This is a genomic window from Sorangium sp. So ce367, assembly GCF_051520455.1.
In the GTDB taxonomy this organism is placed as follows: Bacteria; Myxococcota_A; Polyangia; order Polyangiales; family Polyangiaceae; genus Sorangium; species Sorangium cellulosum_B.
The window spans coordinates 634,241-653,437 of record NZ_CP150334.1 but is presented as its reverse complement, the minus strand read 5'-3'; the positions used below and the strand labels follow the sequence as shown (position 1 = coordinate 653,437).

12 protein-coding genes are annotated in these 19,197 nt (G+C 73.3%); 5 read left to right on the top strand and 7 right to left on the bottom strand.

Going from position 1 to position 19,197, the window contains the following annotated elements; translation table 11 throughout:
• Window positions 1–3: 3 nt before the first annotated feature.
• A complete protein-coding gene (locus WME97_RS02485; RefSeq protein ID WP_437549196.1) occupies window positions 4–1,539 on the top strand; it encodes a WD40/YVTN/BNR-like repeat-containing protein in 1,536 nt (511 codons plus the stop codon).
• Between the two features lie 95 nt (window positions 1,540–1,634).
• Here the strand turns inward: WME97_RS02485 and WME97_RS02480 are convergent, their stop codons facing one another.
• The 5 genes from WME97_RS02480 to WME97_RS02460 all read right to left on the bottom strand — a co-directional run bounded on the left by WME97_RS02480 (window position 1,635) and on the right by WME97_RS02460 (window position 8,339).
• Complete coding sequence (locus tag WME97_RS02480) at window positions 1,635–2,540, bottom strand: hypothetical protein (protein WP_437549195.1); 906 nt, start codon at window positions 2,538–2,540, stop codon at window positions 1,635–1,637.
• Window positions 2,541–2,550: 10 nt separating this feature from the next.
• Window positions 2,551–3,408 carry a hypothetical protein gene (locus tag WME97_RS02475; protein WP_437549193.1) on the bottom strand — a complete coding sequence of 286 codons (858 nt, stop codon included), beginning with the start codon at window positions 3,406–3,408 and terminating at the stop codon, window positions 2,551–2,553.
• 265 nt (window positions 3,409–3,673) lie between these two features.
• Window positions 3,674–5,254 carry a vWA domain-containing protein gene (locus WME97_RS02470; RefSeq protein WP_437549191.1) on the bottom strand — a complete coding sequence of 527 codons (1,581 nt, stop codon included), beginning with the start codon at window positions 5,252–5,254 and terminating at the stop codon, window positions 3,674–3,676.
• Window positions 5,255–5,265: 11 nt separating this feature from the next.
• Window positions 5,266–6,780, bottom strand: a complete 1,515-nt coding sequence (locus WME97_RS02465) for a hypothetical protein (protein WP_437549189.1) — start codon at window positions 6,778–6,780, stop codon at window positions 5,266–5,268.
• A gap of 401 nt (window positions 6,781–7,181) precedes the next feature.
• On the bottom strand, window positions 7,182–8,339 hold the full coding sequence (locus WME97_RS02460; RefSeq protein ID WP_437549188.1) for a zinc-dependent alcohol dehydrogenase: 1,158 nt from the start codon (window positions 8,337–8,339) through the stop codon (window positions 7,182–7,184).
• A gap of 317 nt (window positions 8,340–8,656) precedes the next feature.
• Between WME97_RS02460 and WME97_RS02455 the strand changes: the two genes are divergently transcribed.
• The 3 genes from WME97_RS02455 (at window position 8,657) to WME97_RS02445 (ending at window position 13,676) form a co-directional block, all read left to right on the top strand.
• Window positions 8,657–9,544, top strand: coding sequence for a DUF58 domain-containing protein (locus tag WME97_RS02455; RefSeq protein WP_437549186.1), 888 nt, complete (start codon window positions 8,657–8,659; stop codon window positions 9,542–9,544).
• A gap of 1 nt (window position 9,545) precedes the next feature.
• Entirely contained in the window at window positions 9,546–11,579 is a 2,034-nt protein-coding gene (locus tag WME97_RS02450) for a vWA domain-containing protein (RefSeq protein ID WP_437549184.1), read from the top strand.
• Between the two features lie 258 nt (window positions 11,580–11,837).
• Window positions 11,838–13,676 carry an FG-GAP repeat domain-containing protein gene (locus tag WME97_RS02445; RefSeq protein WP_437549182.1) on the top strand — a complete coding sequence of 613 codons (1,839 nt, stop codon included), beginning with the start codon at window positions 11,838–11,840 and terminating at the stop codon, window positions 13,674–13,676.
• A 171-nt stretch (window positions 13,677–13,847) separates the two neighbouring features.
• Here WME97_RS02445 and WME97_RS02440 read toward each other — a convergent pair whose 3' ends face one another.
• The gene (locus WME97_RS02440) at window positions 13,848–14,438 is read right to left on the bottom strand and encodes a Uma2 family endonuclease (RefSeq protein WP_437549180.1); all 591 of its coding nucleotides are present in this window, start codon (window positions 14,436–14,438) and stop codon (window positions 13,848–13,850) included.
• Window positions 14,439–14,538: 100 nt separating this feature from the next.
• The gene (locus WME97_RS02435) at window positions 14,539–15,684 is read right to left on the bottom strand and encodes a serine/threonine-protein kinase (RefSeq protein WP_437549178.1); all 1,146 of its coding nucleotides are present in this window, start codon (window positions 15,682–15,684) and stop codon (window positions 14,539–14,541) included.
• Between the two features lie 385 nt (window positions 15,685–16,069).
• Here WME97_RS02435 and WME97_RS02430 point away from each other — a divergent pair, with 385 nt between their 5' ends.
• Window positions 16,070–19,177, top strand: coding sequence for a VWA domain-containing protein (locus WME97_RS02430; protein ID WP_437549176.1), 3,108 nt, complete (start codon window positions 16,070–16,072; stop codon window positions 19,175–19,177).
• The last annotated feature ends 20 nt before the right edge of the window (window positions 19,178–19,197 follow it).

Sequence of the window (19,197 nt, the reverse complement as noted above, 5' to 3'; positions counted from 1 at the left end):
TTGATGCGATCGTCTCCCCAGCGCGCCGTGAGGCCGAGCTCTCGCCCGGCGCGCGCCGCCGCGCTCGCCGCCGTGCCGCGCGCCGTCGCGCTCGTCGCCATGGCGCTCCCCTCCCCTGCGGCCGCGAACGGCGTCTTTCCCTCGGCGGACCAGATCGTGTTCGACCCGGCGGATCCAGCGCGCGCCGTCGCCCGGATGACGTACGGCCTGCTGACCACGCGAGACGGGGGCGCGAGCTGGCGCTGGATCTGCGAGGGCGCGGTCGGGTACGACGACACGGCCGGTCAATCCCCGCCCATCGCGGCGGCGGCGAGCGGCCGGGTGTTCGCCGCGTTGACCGACGGCATCGCGGTCGGCGCCGACGGCGGCTGCGCCTGGGCGCGCGCCGCCGAGCTCGCCGGGCGGGAGGTGATCGATCTCTCGGTCCGGCAGGGCGATCCGTCGCACGTCGTCGCGGTGGCCGCGGGGACCAGGCACGGCCTCTGGGCGTCGCGCGACGGCGGCGCGAGCTGGACCGGCGCGGGGGCGCCGCTCCCCGCGGGCTTTGTGGCCCGGACGGTCGACGTCGCGCCGTCGGATCCGCGGCGGGTCTACGTGAGCGGCCTCGCGAGCGAGGGCGGCTCCGTCAAGGGGGTGCTCGCGCGCTCGGCCGACGGCGGGGAGACGTGGCAGACCGCGGCGGTGCCGGGGAGCACGACGTCGCGCGAGCCTTACATCGCGGGGGTCGATCCGCTCGACGCCGACGTGCTGTACGTGCGGATCGCGAGCGCGCCGGGGCGCCTGTTCGTCTCGACGGACGGCGGGGCGGCGTTCGCGCCGGTGTTCACGACCGAGGGCTTCGTGCGCGCGTTCGCGATCTCGCCGGACGGCGCGACGGTGGCGGTGGGCAGCGACATCGACGGCGTCTTCCGCGCGCCCTCGTCGACGCTGGCCTTCGAGCGGGTCTCGAGCGTCGCGCCGCGCTGCTTCGCCTGGACGGATTCGGGCCTCTACGCGTGCGCGAGCGAGTTCCTGGACGGCTTCACGATCGGCCGCTCGCTCGACGGCGGCGCGACGTTCGAACCGCTGCTCCAGCAGGGGTGCATTCGTGGCCCTCTGGAGTGCGCGGCGAGCACCGCGGTCGGAGCGGTCTGCCCGGCGGACTGGCCGAGGATCGCGCTGATGACGGGCCACCGGGACTGCACGCCGGACGCCGGTTTACCCGCGGCCGGCAGCGGCACGAACGCCGTCGCGACCGGCGCGACCGGCGCCGGCGCAGCGGCGGCAAGCGGCGGCGGCCAGACGAGCGCCGCGGGTGTAGGCGGAGCGCCCGACGGACCAGCAGGCGGGGCGCCGCCTTCTGGCGGAGCGCGGCCGGGCGGAGCGGGCTGCGGCTGTCGTACCGGCGGCGCGGAGGAGGGCCAGGCCGGCGCCGTTTCCGCCGCGTGCCTGGCGGCGGCCGCGGCGGCGCGACGGAGGTCGCGACGCGCTGGCGTCATCGTACGAGGGGTGCTCGGCCGAGCCAGGACCAAAACGGACAGCCTCGAGGGCCGCCCCTGAGCGGTCGCGACGTGCCGGCGCCCCCTCGCGAAGGGGGCACGTCGATCCGGAACCGGAGTCGGCCCCCTCATGAGGCCGCTCCGACAGGTGACGAGTCAGGGAGAGATGACGACCCGCTGCGCGGCCATCGCGACGTCGCCGTTCGGGTCCTCCAGGGCAACCTCGATATCGAGCGGTTGCCCCCGGACGGCCTCGACCGGGAGCCCCCGGTCCACCTGAAAGCGCACGCCATCGATCTCGCAGCGGTCCTCCCCGGCCTTGTGCATCGTGACCTGGGCGGTGAAGGGAAGGAGCTCGAACTCCAGCTCGGGGAAGTACCCCTCCACGGTCAGGCGCGAGCCCATCTGTCGGAGGCCGGTCACGCGCAGCGCGAGCCACACGTGATGGCCTCCTTGAGGGCCCGCCTCGATCGGCACCACCTCGCCAGGCTCCAGCGAAGCGAACACGCTTTCCCCCTGCCCGATCACGACCGCGGGGTCGCCAGAGCTTGGCGTCTTGCACGCATCGCTCGCCGACGCGATCCACAGCGGGTCGTAGTCGGTGAGGGCGGAGGGGGCGATGAAGGGCTCGACGCACGCCCCCGCCGCGCAGGTCGCGCTCGCCGCGCAGGGGGTCGCGCAGCACGCCTCGTCGAGCGAGATGGGCAGGAGCAGACTCCGCCCGCCAGCCGCGCGGGTCGCGCCCCTCCGCGTCACGATGGGAGAGGCCTCGCCGTCGCGGAACGCCGCGATGGACAGCTCGATCTCCGCGCCGTCGGGCGCTGGCCCGACCACGAGCTCGGCCGGGAGCGACAGCTCTCCCCCGCCATACGAGAGACGCTCGGTGCCCGTGACGACGCCATCCACCTTCGTGGTCGTCTCGATGTGATCGAACTGGAAGCCAACCGCCATATCCGTGGTGAGGCCGATCACCACGAGCGCGTCAGCCGCCTCGCCCGCACAGCCCGCGGAGCACAGGAGGAGCAGCGCGAGCAGCGCCTCGTGGGTCGGCCGCACGCTCACCTGGGGACGCTCAGCCCGAAGTGCGCGATGAGCGCTTGCGGCGCCGCGCAAGCCAGCCTGCCGCCGCGGCGAACACCGCGAGCGGCGCGGTGAGGGAGGCCTTGCTCGCAGGCCTGGCGGCGCACATGCCAGCTGCGAGGTTCCCGTCGATGCCGTCTGGACCGATGGTGACCTCCGCCTTGGCCTCCACGCTGATGCCCTGCGCGAGAAGCGCGTTCACGCACGCCGGGATCTGCGATCCGGAGATGATGAACTTCCCATCGCAGAAGAGCGCGCCGTCTCCGCTGCAGGAAGCGTCGCAGTTCGCGCGGAACTCGTGCTCGCAGTCCTCGAACTCCTCGTTCTGACACGTGGTCTGGCAGTCCATGTTCGCGTCCGCCGTGCACGAGCCCCCGCAGCACTCGATGCAGTGCTGGTAGCAGCCGCCATCCACCGTCACGCACTTGGCGCCGCACTCGCTGTCGCAGTTCGCGTCCCACGTCGCGGCGCACTGGGCGGCGTCGACGGCGCCACGGCACTCGTCGTCCCGCGTGGTGGTGCACTCGACGAAGCAGTTGTGGGAGCAGATGACATTGATGCCCCTGTCGCAGTCCGCGCTGCACTGCTCGGTGCAGCTGTCCGTGCAGGTCGCCTCCGCCGCGAGGGTGCACTCCGTCTTGCAGACCGGTACGAGCTTCGTGGCGCACGCGGTCTTGTAGATCCCGAGCTCGCTGCAGCCCGCGGTGCACTCGCCCGTGACGCGCACCTCGCAGTTCGACAGGCCCTCGAAGCGAATGTTGCCGCACTCCGGGACACCCGCGCTCGCCGGGAGAGCGGCCGTGAGACAGACGGTGATGCTCGCCAGCCCGAACCACATGGATCTTCGCATAGGTGCACTCTCCTCCTCGACGGCCGGGAAAATTCGATCCTACACAAGGCGATCGCCGCGAGGAAGCGACATCGCCGCGGCGCACGTTTGCGGCGCACGGGACGCGTTGTTGTGTACGCGGGCACGCGTACACGCGTAGCGCATGTGGAGACGTGGAGACGTCGAGACGCGTGTTGAGGGGCATCGACGGGAATGGGGGTCACGGGCGAGGCGCGCTGGTGTCACTAGCGCGCCTCGCCGTCACCTGGCGCGCGGCGCGCGGGGCTCAATCGGCGGGCCAGGGGTTCGGCGGATCCGCCGGCGTGTAGGGCTGCACGTTCGCCTCCGCCGTGATGAGGTTCTCGATGAACAGATCGACGTAGCGCAGGTCGTCCTCGACGTCGGGGTCCGGATGATCCGCGAGCCACGCCTCGACGTTCGGCCGCAGCGCCTCGAGCGTGCGCCGCGCGGTGCGGGGGTCGGCGTCCGCGGCGAGCTGGGCGGCGAGCTTGAACCCGGCGAAGAGGTTCAACATCACGAAGCCCTTCTCGACGGTGTCACCGGAGAAATAGCCGGCCTCGGGCGGCGCGTCGGGCGCGCTCGGCGCCTCGATGTCGACCTCCTGCGCGTGCGCCTCGCCCGTCAGCGGGTGCCGCCACGACAGCGCGAGGCTGCCCACGGCGCGCGGGTCCTCGACGCCTTGCTGGTCGGGCTTCGGCACGAGCTCGAGCAGGATGGCGCCTCCGCCGCCGCGCCGGCCGGAGCCGACGGGCTCCGCGGCGCTCGTCCGGCCGGCGAGGAAGAGGCTCGGTATGTGCACGGCGCCGCCGCGCTCGCCGCCTTGCCAGCCGTTCGTGCCGTACGCGCCGCGCACGACGTAACCGTCGCCCACGGCGACGTCGAGCTCCACGTCGAGCGCCAGGGGCACGAGGAACGTCTTCACCTCCTCGGCGAAGACCTCCTCCACCGCCTTCGGGTCCTCGAGGAAGTAGAAGTTGCCCGCGCCGACCTCGCTGATCCCGCGCATCGCGTCGACGTCGAACTCGGCCCCGACGCCGATGGCCGTGAGGCCGATCCCCTTCTCCGCGTACCCGGCCGCGAGCGACACGAGCCGCTGAGGCGAGGTGAGCCCGGCCGTGGCCACGCCGTCGGACAGGAAGATCACGCGGTTCTGCCAGGCCGGATCGAGGTGCTGCTCGGCGAGCGCATACGCGGTGAAGAGCCCCTCGTACAGGTTGGTCGACCCCCGCGCGGTCAGGCCCTCGAACGCCTCCGTGAGCGCCTCCCTGTCCGAGCCCTCCGCCTGCTCGAGGACGACCTCGGCCGCGTCCGCGTAGCGGACGAGCGAGATCCGGTCGGTCGGCTGGAGGGCGTCGATCATCTCGACGAGCCCCGCCCTGACATAGGCGATCGGGTCGCCTTCCATCGAGCCGCTCGTGTCGACGGCGATGACGAGGTGCAGCGGCGGCCGCTCGAGCGCGCCGAGGTCCACGGGCGAGTTCATCCCGATCTGGATGAGCGTGCAGGGCGAGCCGCTGATCATGTTGCCCATGATCCCGAGCAGCCCGTGCATGCACACGTCCTCGCCGCAGGTCGCGGCCGGGTAATCGAGCTTGTGCTCGGCGAAGAAGCCGACGTCGTCGAGCGTGTCCGGCCCAGGGATCTCGCCGTCCTCGAGGATCTGCCGGAACAGGCCGAAGTCCTGCGCGCCGCCCTGGGAGACGCCCACGCTGCCCGGGGACGGGGACCCGGGGGGGTCCGGGGGGAAGGTGATGCCGCCGGATTCGCGGTCCGAGGACGCGCAGCCGGCCGCGCCGAGCGCAGCGGCGGCGCCGAGCGCGAGGACCTCATGCATTCGGATCTTCATGGCGTGACCTCCTACGGCGCCGCGGCGGCGGCGACCAAGACCGACTCGAGCAGGCGGGGTTGATCGACGGGGACGGTGAAGCACTCCGCGTCGCGCACCGGCATGTCGTCGGCGCGCACGAGGAAGAGCGCGCCGGCGCCCTCGGCGAGCGCCGCGCTCTCGCCGGGCCGCAGCGAGACGACCCCGGAGACGCCGTCGCCGAGCAGCGACGCCTCGAGCGGCTCGACGAGGCTGCCGCACGCGTCGTGGAACCCGCCGCAGGCCGCGAGCGGCGAGAGATCGGCCGTGAAATGGGCGGCCGGCTGCCGGCCGACCATCGACCAGCGGGCGAGCACGTTGCCGCGCAGCGCGAGCACCGCGTGCGTCTCGCTCTCGATGTGGAGGCCGCGCGCGAACGCCAGCTGGTCCTGCAGGAGCTCGGGGTACCTGCCGCCGTCGATCGCGACGGCGCTCACATGGAGGACGTCGCCCTCGCTGAACGGGATCGCCTCGGCAGGGGCGCAGAGGAAGAAGGTCTCGCCGCGATCGAGCGCGAGGGCGTGGCACCCGTCCGGCGACGACGTCACGCCGGTGAGGACCCCTGCTCTGGAGACGGGCACGGTCCAGTCGAGCCCGCTTCGATTGGCCGAGGCGCCGCATGCGCCCGCGGGAGCCGGCGTTTCGATGGGCGGCGCCGGGAAGATCGCCGGGTGCTCGGCGAGCTCGAGCCTGGCCCCGGCGCGCTGCAGCGTGATCATCCGATCCGGCTGCGGGTTCTCCGTCGATGTGACGACCTCCTGCTCCGGAAACTCCGCAGCGGACCACGCGAGGAGCGTGAGCGGCAGCCCGTCAGCGTCGATCAAGTAGGCATCGCACCCCGCGTTGCCCAGCGGGAGCGCGCGGCCGGGCGCGATGAGCCAGGTCTCGGCGTTCGCGAACAGATCGCGCGAGAGGGCGCTCGTCGCGTCGTCGAGCACGACGCCGCAATCGACCCGCACCGACTCCCGGAGGCGCCGCACGCGGATGAGCTGCTCGGTCCCGGTCGTGTTGCCGATCACGAGCGACGCGAGCTCCTGCGGCTGCGGCGGCGCGCACCCCTCGGCCTCGCCGCACGGAGGCGGGTCGTAGCTCGTGGCCACGCAGGACAGGCTGCCCGCCATCAGCGCCAGGCGGTGCGCGACCGGGCGCGCGGGCGCCGGCCGCGCCATCGCCTCGCCGAGCACGCGGTACGAGGCGAGGAGGACCGGCAGCGCGATGAGGTCCGTCGGGTCGACGGTGATCCGCCACGGGAGCGGCGTGAGCGCCATCAGCCCCTCGACCGCGCGGGCGGCCTCCGGAGCGAGCTTGATGGCCGAGAAGACGACGCCGATGACGACGTGCGCGCCGAGGAATCCGCGGCGCGAGGTCACGCGGAGCAGCGAGGCGAGGACCGCGGGCGCGACCAGGAGCCCCGCGAAGTCGCTGAGCTTCCCGGTCAACCACCCAGGGAGCACGCCAGAGCCCTTGAGGGCGTGATCGTTGAGGACGAGGAGCGCCAGGGCTCCCAACCATAAGGGGTGAAGGAGCGTTCGAGTTGAGCGCAGATCTCGAGCCATCGGGAGCTCTCCTTCCGTGCGATCAGAGGCCATCGCGGGTGGCTGAGCAAGCGAGCGGAGCGCTCGCCGAGGTCCGGCCCCAAGCAAGCGCCATACCCTGAACAAACAAACATCAATTCAACCAATTACACAGCAACGAGGCCTCGCGCCCCTGACGCCGGTGTCAGGCGTCAGGGCTGCGGCGGGCCCTGGTTCGCGTGGCCGCGGCGCCCGAGCGCGTGGCCGCTCCCGAGCGTGGGATCGACCGGCGGAGCATCGCGCGTCGACAAGAGGGCGTGATGGCGGTGTTCGAAGGGCGGAGGGCGCATGACGGCGCGCCGGACGAGCGCTGGAGGGGTGATCCGCGCCCTGCGTCAGGGCTTGAGGACGACCTTGACGCAGTCGTCGAGCTTCTTGTTGAAGATCTCGTAGGCGTGCGGGGCGCGCGAGAGCGGCAGGCGGTGGGTGATGATGTCGTCCGCCCGGAGGTGACCGTCCTCGATGTGCTTGAGGATCCGGTCGATGTAGTTGTGCGCCAGCGCCTGGCCGGCCTGGAGCCTCAGGCCCTTGTCGAAGACCTGGCCCAGCGGGAAGTTGTCGTAGGGCACGCCGTAGACCCCCACGACCGGCACGACCCCGCCCCGGCGCACGGCGCTCAGGGCGAGCCGGAGGGCCGATATCGTCCCGACCTGGCCGTGAAGGGCGCTGGAGGCCTTCTCGAGGAGGCCGCGGTGCGCTTCCATCCCGACCGCGTCGACGCACACGTCCGCGCCGCGCCCGCCCGTCATCGCGCGGATCGCCTCGACAGCGTCGACCTTGTCGACGTTGACGGTCTCGGCCTTGGCGACCTCGCGGGCTGTCTTCAGGCGGTACTCTTCCCGATCGACGCCGATGACGCGCGCCGCGCCGCGGAGCCAGGCGCACTTCATGGTCGCGAGGCCGACAGGCCCGCATCCGAACACGGCGACCGTCTCTCCACCCTTGAGCTCGGCCCACTCGATGGCCGTCCACCCGGTGGGGAGGATGTCGGTCGTGAAGAGGACCTGCTCGTCGGTGAGGCGCTCAGGCACCCTCCGTGGCCCGAAGTCGGCGTAAGGGACGCGCACGTACTCGGCCTGGCCGCCGTTGTAACCGCCGTAGAGGTCCGTGTACCCGAAGAGGGCGCCGCCCTTGCCCTCGAGCGTGCCGCCCTCGGGGCCGTAGTGCTTGGGGTTGGAGCTCTCGCAATGGCCGGGCAGCTCCGCCTGACAGAAGAAGCAACGCCCGCACGCGATGGGGAACGGGACAACGACCCTGTCGCCCTTCCGCAGCTTCGTGACCTGCGGGCCGATCTCCTCGACGATGCCCATGAACTCATGGCCGAGCACCATGGGCTTCGCCTGGGGGAAGAAGCCGTTGTAGATGTGCAGATCCGAGCCGCAGATCGCGGTCGCGGTGACGCGCACGATGACGTCGGTGGGCTCTTCGATCCGGGGATCCGGGACGTCCTCGACGCGGACGTCCGAGGGTTTGTGGAAAACCAGGGCCTTCACGGTGCCTCCTTTCGGGTGACACATCGGTACGGGCGCTCGGCGGCTCTACCGGCCAGGCCGGCGCACGACAGCTGAACCACAGCGCTGGCTCGCATAAAGCGAGCCACGGAGCCGCGGCGCGCCTTCTGACGGGGCCCGTCGGCCACGACGAACGCGGGTGGGGTGCCCTGCCCCACCGTGGCGGTCTGTCTCGACGCCGCGGAGCGACGCGGAACGACGACGAACCGGGCGCGGCCGGCGCCCCTGCCGAGCGCGGGCCGCCGCTCCTCCGCGACCCCGCTGGCACCCCCGACCGCGCCGAGGTCTACTCCCCTCCGATGCTCCCCTCGTCCCCCGAGCCGCTCCTCGGCGCGAGCTTCGTCCGCGAGCTCGAGGTGCTCCAGCGGCGGCTCGAGATCCGCGCCCGCTCCGGCGGCGCCGGCGAGCACCTCGCGCGGCGCCGCGGCGGCTCGGCCGAGTTCAAGGAGCACCGGGCGTACGCGCCCGGCGACGACATGCGGCGCATCGACTGGGCCGCGTACGCCCGCACCGGGGAGCCGGTGCTCAAGCTGTTCCGCGCCGAGGAGGACGTCGTCGCCCGCATCGTGTGCGACGCGTCGGCGTCCCTCGACTTCGGGGAGCCCACGAAGCTCGACGCGGCCCGCCGGCTCGCGGCCGCGATCGGGTACATGTCGCTCGCGCGCTCCGAGCGCGCGCAGCTCTTCGTGGCGGGCGACGGCATCGCGCGCGAGCACGCGCCGGTGCGCGGGCGCGCGGGGCTCGCCGCGCTCCTCCGCGCCCTCGACGGCGTGAGGGCCTCCGGCGGGACGCACCTCGCGCGCGCCATCGACGCCGTCGTGCGGCAGAGCGCGCGGCCGGGCCTCCTCTGCGTCGTCTCCGACTTCTTCGACCCCGGCCCGGTCACCGCCGCGCTCGGGCGCGCGGCGCAGGCCGGCCACGACGTCGCGGCCCTCCAGGTCGTCGCCGCCGACGAGCTCGAGCCGAGCTTCGAGGGCGACCTGACGCTCGAGGACGCCGAGACGGGGGCGCTCGTCGACGTGACGCTGGACGCAGCGGCCCTCGCCGCCTACGCGGCCCGCTTCGCCGGCCTGTGCGAGGCGCTGCGCGCCTTCGCCCGCCGCCACGGGGCGACGTACGTGCGAGCGCGGAGCGACGAGCCGCTCGAGGGCGCCGTCCGCCGCTTCGTCGCGAGGAGCGTCGACTGACGTGACCGCCCCGCTCGCACAGGCCTCCGCAGGCGCCCCGCTCGCGCTGCTCTCGCCCGGCGGCCTGTGGCTGCTCGCGCTGCTCGGCCCGCTCGTCCTGCTCTACATCCTCAAGATCAAGCGGAGCCGCCGGCGCGTCCCCTCGACGTGGCTCTGGGCCGCCGCGCAGCGCGATCTCATGGCGCGCGCGCCCTTCAGGAAGCTCATCGCCCAGCTGCCGCTCGTGCTGCAGGCGCTCGCGCTCGCCCTCCTCGCGCTCGCGCTCGCACGCCCCGCCTCGCGCGGGCGCGAGCTCACCGGCGATCACGTGGCGATCGTCCTCGACACGAGCGCCTCGATGTCCGCGGCCGCTCGAGGGCCGACCGGCGAGGCGACGACGCGCGTCGAGCTCGCGAAGCAGCTCGCCAGGGACCTCCTCTCCGGCCTCGCCCCGGGCAGCGACGCGCTGATCGTCGAGGCGGGGCGCGACGCGCGCCTCGTCGCGGCGCTCGATCGCGATCTCGTCCGGCTCAAGGCGGCGATCGACCCCATCGCGGCGCGCGACGTCGAGGGCGATCTCGAGGCCGCGGTGGCGCTCGGGATCGACCGGCTCCGCCAGCTCGGCGGCGCCCGCCGGGTCGTCGCGATCACCGACGGCAACCTCGCCCGCCCCGCCTCGCTGCGCGGCGCGTCGCTGCCGGTGGAGGTCATCACCGTGGGTGATCCGGTCGACAACGCCGCCATCGTCCGCGTCGACGTGCGCTCCGGGAGCGCGGTGGGGGGAGCGAGCGGCGCGGACGGCAAGCCATCGGAGCAGCGCGAGGAGGTGCAGGCCTTCCTCGTGGTCGCGAACTTCGGGGCGCAGCCGCGCGACGTGTACGTGACGATGCGGCAGGACAACGCGTCGGACGTGCTCGGCTCGCGGCGCGTGCTGGTCAAGCCGGGCGAGCGCCTCCCTGTCGTGCTCACGTTCCGCCCGTCGCCCGGCGACCACCGCAAGGGGCTCGTCTTCGAGCTCTCGCCGCGCGATGCGATGCCGCTCGACGACGTCGCCTACGGGCGCGTGCCGGCCGGCGACAAGCTCCCGGTGTTCCTCGCGTCGGCCGGCATGGGCCAGGGCGGGGACGCCCAGGGCGCGCAGCCGGGAGCGCCCTCGGGCGGCTCCGTCTGGATCGAGCGGGCGCTCGCGTCCGATCCGATGACCTCGGTGACCTCGGGCGCGCTCGCGGATCTGCTCGGGAAGCCCGGGCTCGATCCCGACACGTTCGTGGTGATCGACGGCGCGTGCCCGCCCGATCCTCCGGGGGGCGATCTGCTGATCGTGAACCCGCCGCCCGGGCGCTGCGCCGGCACGCTCGTCGGGCAGACGCTCGATCGCCCCACGCTCACGTCGTGGGACACGGCGGATCCTCGGCTGCGCTTCCTGACGCTGGACGGCGTGAACCTCCGCGTGGCCTCGTCCCTCAAGCCGGAGGCGGCGACGCAGGAGCTGATCCGCGCCCAGGAGGGCACGATCGCGACCGACATCTCCACCGCCTCGCGGACCGGCACGCTGCTCGGCTTCGACGTGGGCGAGAGCGACTGGCCGCTCAAGGCGTCGTTCGTGCTGTTCGTGCGCAACCTGCTCGAGCAGGCGCGAGCCCACCGCGCCCACGGCATCACCGGCCCCGCGCGCACCGGCGAGCCGCTGCGCGTGAGCGTCCCGGCTACCGCGCGGGACCTCCAGGCCATCGGCCCCGCGGGCGAGCGGCTCGAGGTCGCGCAGCGCGGCGGCGTCGCGGTGATCGCCGAGACGCCCCGCGCCGGGTTCTACCGCCTCGCCTGGCAGGGACCGCAGGCCGGGTCCGTCGTCGTGCCGGCGAACCTCACGAGCGTCGCCGAGAGCGACCTCACGACGAGGCCGCTCCTCGCGGAGGGAGGCGGCGAGGTCGCCGTCTCCAGCGCGGGGGGACAGCCGGACGCCCACGTCGAGTGGACGTGGCTATTGGCGCTCGCCGCGCTCGGCTTCGTGGTCTTCGACGTCTGGTATTTCACGCGCGTGCCGAACCGGTCGTGAACACGCTGGGTGCAGGAGCGCAGCGTGCTCGGCGAGCTCGCCGATGCACGCGAATCCCTGCTTGACGGGCGAGACTCACCCCCGGACGACGAACCACACCCTGCTCTGGACAACCACCCTCACGGCGACCCCGCGAGGCTCCCCTCGGGTGGACTCTCGTATCCACGGCTCTGAAGGTTCCTGGTAATCTCGATGAGCTTGGCTCCTGTCCTTTTCTGCCCGCGGGCGTCGCCCGCGAGCACATTCCCCGGAGGACTCATGGTTACCCAGCGCCGCCCGTGCCGTCCCAATCGCGGGTTCCCCACCGGACCTCGACACCCGCCCCCGTTGCCATGGGCCGCGCGCACCGGCCTGGGTGCGGGGCCCTTCGGCAGCGCGGCGTTGCTCCTCGCGCTGCTCGCGACGGCCTGCGCCGGGGGCGAGATCGGGGGCGGCGCGAGCGGCGCCGGCGGCCGCACGGGCAGCACGGGCGGCACGCGCAACCCGACCTGCGAGGTGGGCACGAGCGCCGGCGAGGTGCGGGCGCCCGAGCACCGGATGGTCCTGCCCGGGCAGACGAGCTGGTACGCGTCGCCGGTGGTGATGGACCTCGACGGCGACGGTCGGAACGAGCTCATCGCCGCTTACTATGCGCTCTTCGTCTTCGACTCGAACGGGAAGGAGATCGATCGCGCCGAGGCCGGCGAGGACCGGGTTTACGCGCCGCACGTGGTCGCCGACCTCGAGGGCGACGGCGCGATTGACATCGTTTATGGCAACGGTCATCAGGTCTTCGCATTCGAATGGAACGACGGGCTCGCGCCGAAAGCCGGGTGGCCGGTGGACACCACAACGGCCGGCAGCGCCCCCGAGGTGCGCGGGCTCGCCGCGGCGGATCTCGACGGCGACGGCACCATCGAGGTGGTGGCGACGACGACCCAGACGGCGACCACCGAGGATGGCGGCGCGCAGGTCTTCGTCTTCAGCGCAGATGGGTCGCTCTATCAACCCGCACCCGCGGGCGCCGCCTTCGCGGCCTGGCCTCGGTACAACAGCCAGAGCGGCCCGGGGAACGACGCCGATCGCAACGGCATGGGGCACTCCGGGTTCGGGTGTTATGGGCTCAACGTCGGCATCGGCGACATCGACGACGACCCGGAGCTCGAGATCCTGGCCACGTACGACAACCACCACATCCAGGCGTTCAACCACGACGGCGTGGCGATCGACGCCGCGCCGTATTTCAAGAATCGCGACGAGGCGTTCACCGACCAGCCGCTGACCTGGGGCCAGTTCATCCGCTGGGCGGATCCGGAGGTGGAGGGCGACCATTACCATCTCCATACCGGGACGTGGCCGCACCCGAGCTCCGCCGAGTGGCTGCAGTGGACCGCGTCGCCGCCGAACGTGGTCGATCTCGACGGGGACGGGCGAAACGAAGTCGTCGGCGTGCCAAACGTCGAGATGCACGAGCCCTACGAGACGCAGGCGTATGCGGTGATGGTGCTCGAGGGCGCGCACGGCGACGGCGGCCGATCGGCGATGCGCAAGCCCGGGTGGGAGACGCTCCCGCGCGGCGAGAGGCCGCTCGAAATCGACGGTTATTACCCGCCGCACGGCGTGCCCTCGCCGACGACGGTGAACCTCCAGGGGGACGCGCGGCCCGAGATCATCGTCCCGATGAACGACGGCTACCTCTATGCGTTCGGCCCCGATGCGTCGCTCCTGTGGCGATACAACTACATGCACGGCAAATCGATCATGTTCGCGACCGAGGCCACCGTGGCCGACCTGAATCAGGATGGATCACCCGAGGTCTTGCTGGCGACCTACGGCGCTCCCGACGTGCTCGACTCCGGCAACCTCGTGATCCTCGGCGCGAACGGCGCGGTCCTGCACGACGTGCCCCTGCCGAACCCCGGCAGCAACGGCAACGGCAACGGCGCGCCCGCCCCGCCGGCGGTGGGTGATCTCGACGGAGACGGCCAGCTCGAGGTCTTCGTGCAGACCTTCGAGCATGGGATGGATGTCTTCACGATCCCGGGATCGGCGGCGAATTGCATGCTCTGGCCCACCTCGCGAGGTGGCCCGCTGCGCACGGGTCAGCCCTCGCGGTGACCCTCGCTCGCACGGCGGACGGCAGGCCGTGAGCGGCGCGCTGGCTCGCGGCGGTCCGGGTGGATCGAGGCAGGGCGGCCGCCGCGGCCTCCTGACCTGCCGCAGGCGGGCGCCATGGCCCGATCGGCTCGACCACGAGACGAGCGCAGTCCGCCTCGGTGAGCCGGCGCCTCAGGGCGCGTCGCCCTCGCCCTCGCCCTCGTCGAGCCCTTCCCACCATTCGGCCAGGTCGATCTCGACGTCCTCGAACGGCGCTGCGCGCACCTTCTCGTCTCGTCCGTGCAGCCCCAGCTCGACCCACCGCCCGTTCTCGAGCTGGCTGACCAGCAACGTCCGCCGGACGGGATCCACGTACCAGAGGTGAGGCACGCCGATCTCGGCGTAGAAGCGGCGCTTCACGAGGTTGTCGTAGCCTGCCGTGCGCGGCGAGAGGATCTCGCAGCACCAGTCGGGAACGAGGGAGATGGGTTCCGCGGGCATGCGCGCGCGGCGCCAGCCCGCGACGTCGGGCGATATCTCCGGCGCGCGCTCGATCTGGATGCCAGGCTCGGAGAGGATCCACCACCCTCCCGGACCGCCCCTGCCCCGCTGGTAGGGGTTCTTGAGGTCCGCCGTGATCAGGTCCTCGATGTTCGCGTGAACGAAGCGGGGACGCGGAAAGGCGTACAGCGTGCCGTCGATGATCTCGCCACGCCAGCCGGGCGGCAGCTCGTCGAGATCGGCGAGCGTGGCGGACCGGACGAGCTTCTCGGCGAGGTTCATGCGCGACCTGTCGCCAGCGTACACCGCCGTCACTCCCGCCGCTCGATCCGCGTCGCGCTCGCTGCCACCAGGCGAACGCCGACCGCGTCAGGGGGATCTCTCAAGGGCAGGCCGTCTGCTCGCCGTGAGGCCGGCCCCGGTGCACCCGGTGCACCCGGCGGCGCGACGACCAGCGGCGACTCGGCCGGCTCCGCTCCTCCACCCAGGATACGCGCGGCGTCGCGCCATTGGCCGCGGGCACACAGGGCTCCTCGCAAGGAAGCCACTCCCCCGCAAGCGACACGCCGCGCGCGTCCTCCAGGACGCCCCGCGCCCTTAGCCACGCGGCGAGCGCCTCGCCGAGCTCGCGCATGCTCGACCAGCGCGAGGACGGCTCCTTCCGCAGCCCGCGCTCCACGATCGCCCAGAGCTCCGCGTCGAGGCCGCACGTGTCGGCGAGCGACGGCACCGCGTCCTGCAGCACCGCCCGCAAGCCGTCCAGCGCGTTCCTTGACGAGAACGGGGGCCGGCCCGACAGGAGCTCGTACAGCATCGCGCAGAGCGCCCAGACATCGGCGCGGCGATCGATGTCAGGGACGGCGAGCACCTGCTCCGGCGGCATGTAATCGGGAGTGCCGAAGACCTCGAACGCCGCCGACGCCTGGCTCTCCTCGCGCTCGGAGACGATCTTCGCGACGCCGAAATCGACGATCTTCGGCTGGAATCGGCCGCCGCCGCGGCGCACCAGCATCACGTTGTCCGGCTTGAGGTCGCGGTGGACGACCCCCTTCTCGTGCACCGCGTGCATCGCGCCCGCGACCGGGAGGAGCAGCGCGATCGCCCGCTCCGGCGTCATCGCCGCCTCGCGCGAGAGCGCGCTCCTCAGCGACTCGCCCTCGATGAGCTCCATCACCAGGTAGGGGTCCCCCGCCGCGGTCTCGCCGAGGTCGAAAATCCGGACGACCTCCGCGTGGTTCAGCCGGCCGGCGGCGCGCGCCTCGCGGACGAAGTACTCCGCGAGCTCCGGCGACCGGAGCTCGGGCCGCATCAGCTTGATCGCGACCTCCGACCCGAGCGCCACGTGCGTCGCGATCCAGACCGTGCCCATCGCCCCCTCGCCGATCCTGCGGACCAGGCGGTACTTGCCCGCGATGAGATCCCCCTCCTGGTAGTGCACGCTGCCCGCGGGCTCGCCGAGGCCCTCGTCGAGATCCAACGCGCCGCTGCCCGTACCGTTCCAGGTGTCCGTGGTCTCGATGCGCGACATGATCTCTCCTGCCCCGGCTGCGCGGTTTCGCCGCGCCCATGACCCGCGCTCAAGCAGACTGCGTGCCATCCCTGACAAACATGGAAAGGTGCTCCGATGCGCCGGAGCGCCCCATGAGACCCGCTCGACACCGACAGAGACGCCCCACGGCGTCGCCGATGGGGCACTCGGCCACACCCGCCGAAGCGGCGTCCCCGGGCCCCCGCAAAGATGATTTACTGCGGCTCCCCCGCATGCGGACCGAACGGAGGCCCCCCTGATCCCGGCGGCCGCGCTGCGCGCCCTCCCCTACGCCGCCACGCTCGCCGGCGCGCTCGTCTTCGCGGCGCTGCTGCGCCTCGCCCTCCGGCGCGGCGCGCTCCGCCGCCCGATCCTGCTCGGCTGGATGGTGGCAGGCGCGCTGCCGGCGCTCTACGTGGGCCTCGTCTGGTGCGGCCTGCTCCCGGACGCCTATCTCCGGCTCGCGCGGCCCTGGGGCGCGCTGCTCGCGCTGGGCGCCACGTCGTTCATCGCGCTCCGGTACCTCGCGCTCGCGCTCGCCTCGGCGCACGCCCGCCGGCAGGGGGCGTGGCGCTCGCGGCTCGGCGACTTCCTCGCCCCCTTCGCCGCGTTCGCCGCGGCGATGGCCGTGGCCGGGCCAGAGCTTGGCCGGCCACTCGACCGGCTCACCGTCCTTGTCGCAATCGATCGCAGCCGCTCGATCGACCTCGTACCGAGCGCCGACCGGCGCGTCGCGCAGGAGCTCTCCGTCGCCGAGCTCGGCATGCGCGAGGACGATCGGATCGCCACCATCGCGTTCGCCGCGGGCGCGGCGACCGAGGATCCGCCGCGCCCGCGCTCGCAGCTCGCGGCCCCGCAGCGGGTCGCGCTCGGTCGGGACGGGACGGACCTCGCCGCCGGCCTCCGGCGCGCGCTCGCCGAGGTGCCGCCGGACTCCGCGGCGCGCGTCGTGCTGCTCAGCGACGGCGTCGCGACCCGCGGCGACACGATGGCCGCGGCCGCCGCCGCCGTCGCCGCCGGCCTCCCTGTCGACGTGATCCCGCTGGAGCAGCGGCTCGTCCCCGACGTCCGCGTGGTCGCCCTCCGCGCGCCCGCGCGGGCCGACGAGGGGGAGGCGCTCGATCTGCGGCTCGTCACCTCGTCGCCGTCGCCGGCCGAGGTCGAGATCCGCCTCCGCCGCGACGGCGAGCTCATCGCCCGCACCGAGGCCTCGATCGCCGCGGGAGAAGACGTGCTGCGCATCCGGGAGAAGGCGCCGGGGCCCGGGCTGCACCGCTACGACGTCGAGATCACCGCGAAGGATCCGAGGCTCGACGAGGCCGCCGAGGACAACGCGGCGAGCGCGTTCCTGCGCGTCCGCGGGGCCGCCGCGGCCCTCGTGCTGGAGGGCGACGCCGGGCAGGGCGCGTTCATCGCGCGGGCGCTCGCGGACGGCGCGTTCCGCGTGGACGAGGGCGGCCTGAGCCGCGTCCCCGCCGATCTCGGAGAGCTCGCCGGCTACGACGTCGTGGTGCTCAGCGACATCCGCGCGTCGGATCTGTCGCCAGGCCAGATCGACGCGCTCGCGAGCTACGTCCGCGATCTCGGCGGCGGGCTCATCCTGATGGGCGGCGATCGGAGCATGGGGCCGGGCGGCTACGCGCGGACGCCGCTCGAGGAGATCTCGCCCGTCGCGTTCGACCTGAAGCAGGAGCGGCGGCGGGCGAGCTTGGCCGAGGTGATCGGCATCGACATCTCCGGGTCGATGGCGGCGACCGCCGGCGCCCACACGAAGCTCGAGCTCGCCAACGAGGCCGCCGCCCGGTCGGCCTCGCTGCTCGGCCCTGGAGATCGGCTCGGCGTCGCGCACGTCGACACGGCGGTGCGGTGGAGCGTGCCGCTCGCGCCGGTCGCGGACGGCGCCGCGATCGAGAAGGCGATCCGCGCCGTGGGCCCGGGCGGCGGCGGCATCTACGTCGACATCACCCTCGAGGCGGCCTACCAGGCGCTCGACCGGGACACCTCGAGCCTGAAGCACGTGCTGCTCTTCGCCGACGGCTCGGACGCGGAGAACATGGGGCCGTGCCGCGCGATGGTGGAGGCGGCGATGCGCCGCGGGACGACGACGAGCGTCGTGGCGCTGGGCCAGGGCAGCGACGTGCCGGAGCTCGAGGCGCTGTCGCGCATCGGCGGCGGCCGCTTCTACCTCGTCGAGGACGCCACGCGGCTGCCCGCGGTGTTCACGCAGGAGACCATCATGGCGGCGAAGAGCGCGATCGTGGAGGAGCCTTTCCACGTCGCGCTGGGCGCGCCGTCGTCGATCACCGCCGGCGTGCCGTTCGGCGAGGCGCCCCCGCTCGGGGGCTACGTGGTGACGGTCCCGAAGAGCCGGTCCACGGTGCTGCTGTCCGGGCCGGAGGGCGATCCGGTGCTCGCCGTTTGGTCGGCGGGGCTCGGCCGGGCCGCCGCGTTCACGAGCGATCTCAAGGGCCGCTGGGGCGCCGCGTGGACGCGCTGGCCCGGGGCGGCGCGGATGATCGCGCAGGCCGCGCGCGACGTGACGCGCAAGGAGGAGGATCCGCGCGTGCGCCTGGAGGCGGACGCGTCGGGCGGCGAGCTGTCGGTGCGGGCGAGCGTGATCGGCGACGACGGGCGGGCGCAGTCGTTCCGCCGGCTGGTCGTGCATGTCGCGGGGCCCGATGGCTTCTCGCGAGAGCTGCCGCTCGAGGCGACGGGCGCGGGCGCGTACACGGCGAAGCTTCCGCTGTCGCGGCCGGGGACGTACGTGGCGGTGGCCCGAGACGAGCTCACGGGGGAGGCGGTCGGGACCACGGGGGCGGCGATGACCGCCGGCGAGGAGCTGCGCCCGACGGGCAGCGATCTGTCGCTGCTCCGGCGGATCGCGGAGTTCACAGGGGGCAAGCGGCGCGACACGCTCGCGGGCATCTTCGAGGATAGGGCGTCGAAGCGCTTCGCGTACCGGGACGCGACGCCGAGCCTGGTGTTCTTCGCCGCGCTCGCGCTGCTCCTCGCGGTGGCGGCGCGGCGGCTCGCGCTGCCGGAAGCCGCGGCGGCGTGGCTCGCGCGGGCGGGAGAGCGGCTCCGCGCGGCGCGATGGGGAGCCGCCGCGGAGCCGACCGCCGCGGGCGCGACCGTGGGGGCGCTGCTGTCGGCGAGGGAGCGGGGGCGCGAGCGGCGCGAGGGCACGGAGACGAGCCCGGCGCCGCGCGCCGGTGAGCGCGGCGAGGCCGCGCCAATGGCGGCGATGCCAGGGAGGACAGCGCCGCCGGCGGGGACGCCGGGACCTCAACCTGGGTCGGCGGCGTCGTGGCCTCAACCTGGTTCGTGGCCTCGACCTGGATCGGCGTCGTGGCCTCAACCTGGGTCGGCGGCGGGGCCTCAACCCGCGTCCCCGGGGGGCGGACACGCAACGGGCGCGGGCGGCGCGGCGCCGGAGGGACGACCGCTCACGGCGGCGGAGAAGATCTTGGCGCGGCGTCGTGGGCGGAGGTGACGCGACAGAGCGCGACCGTG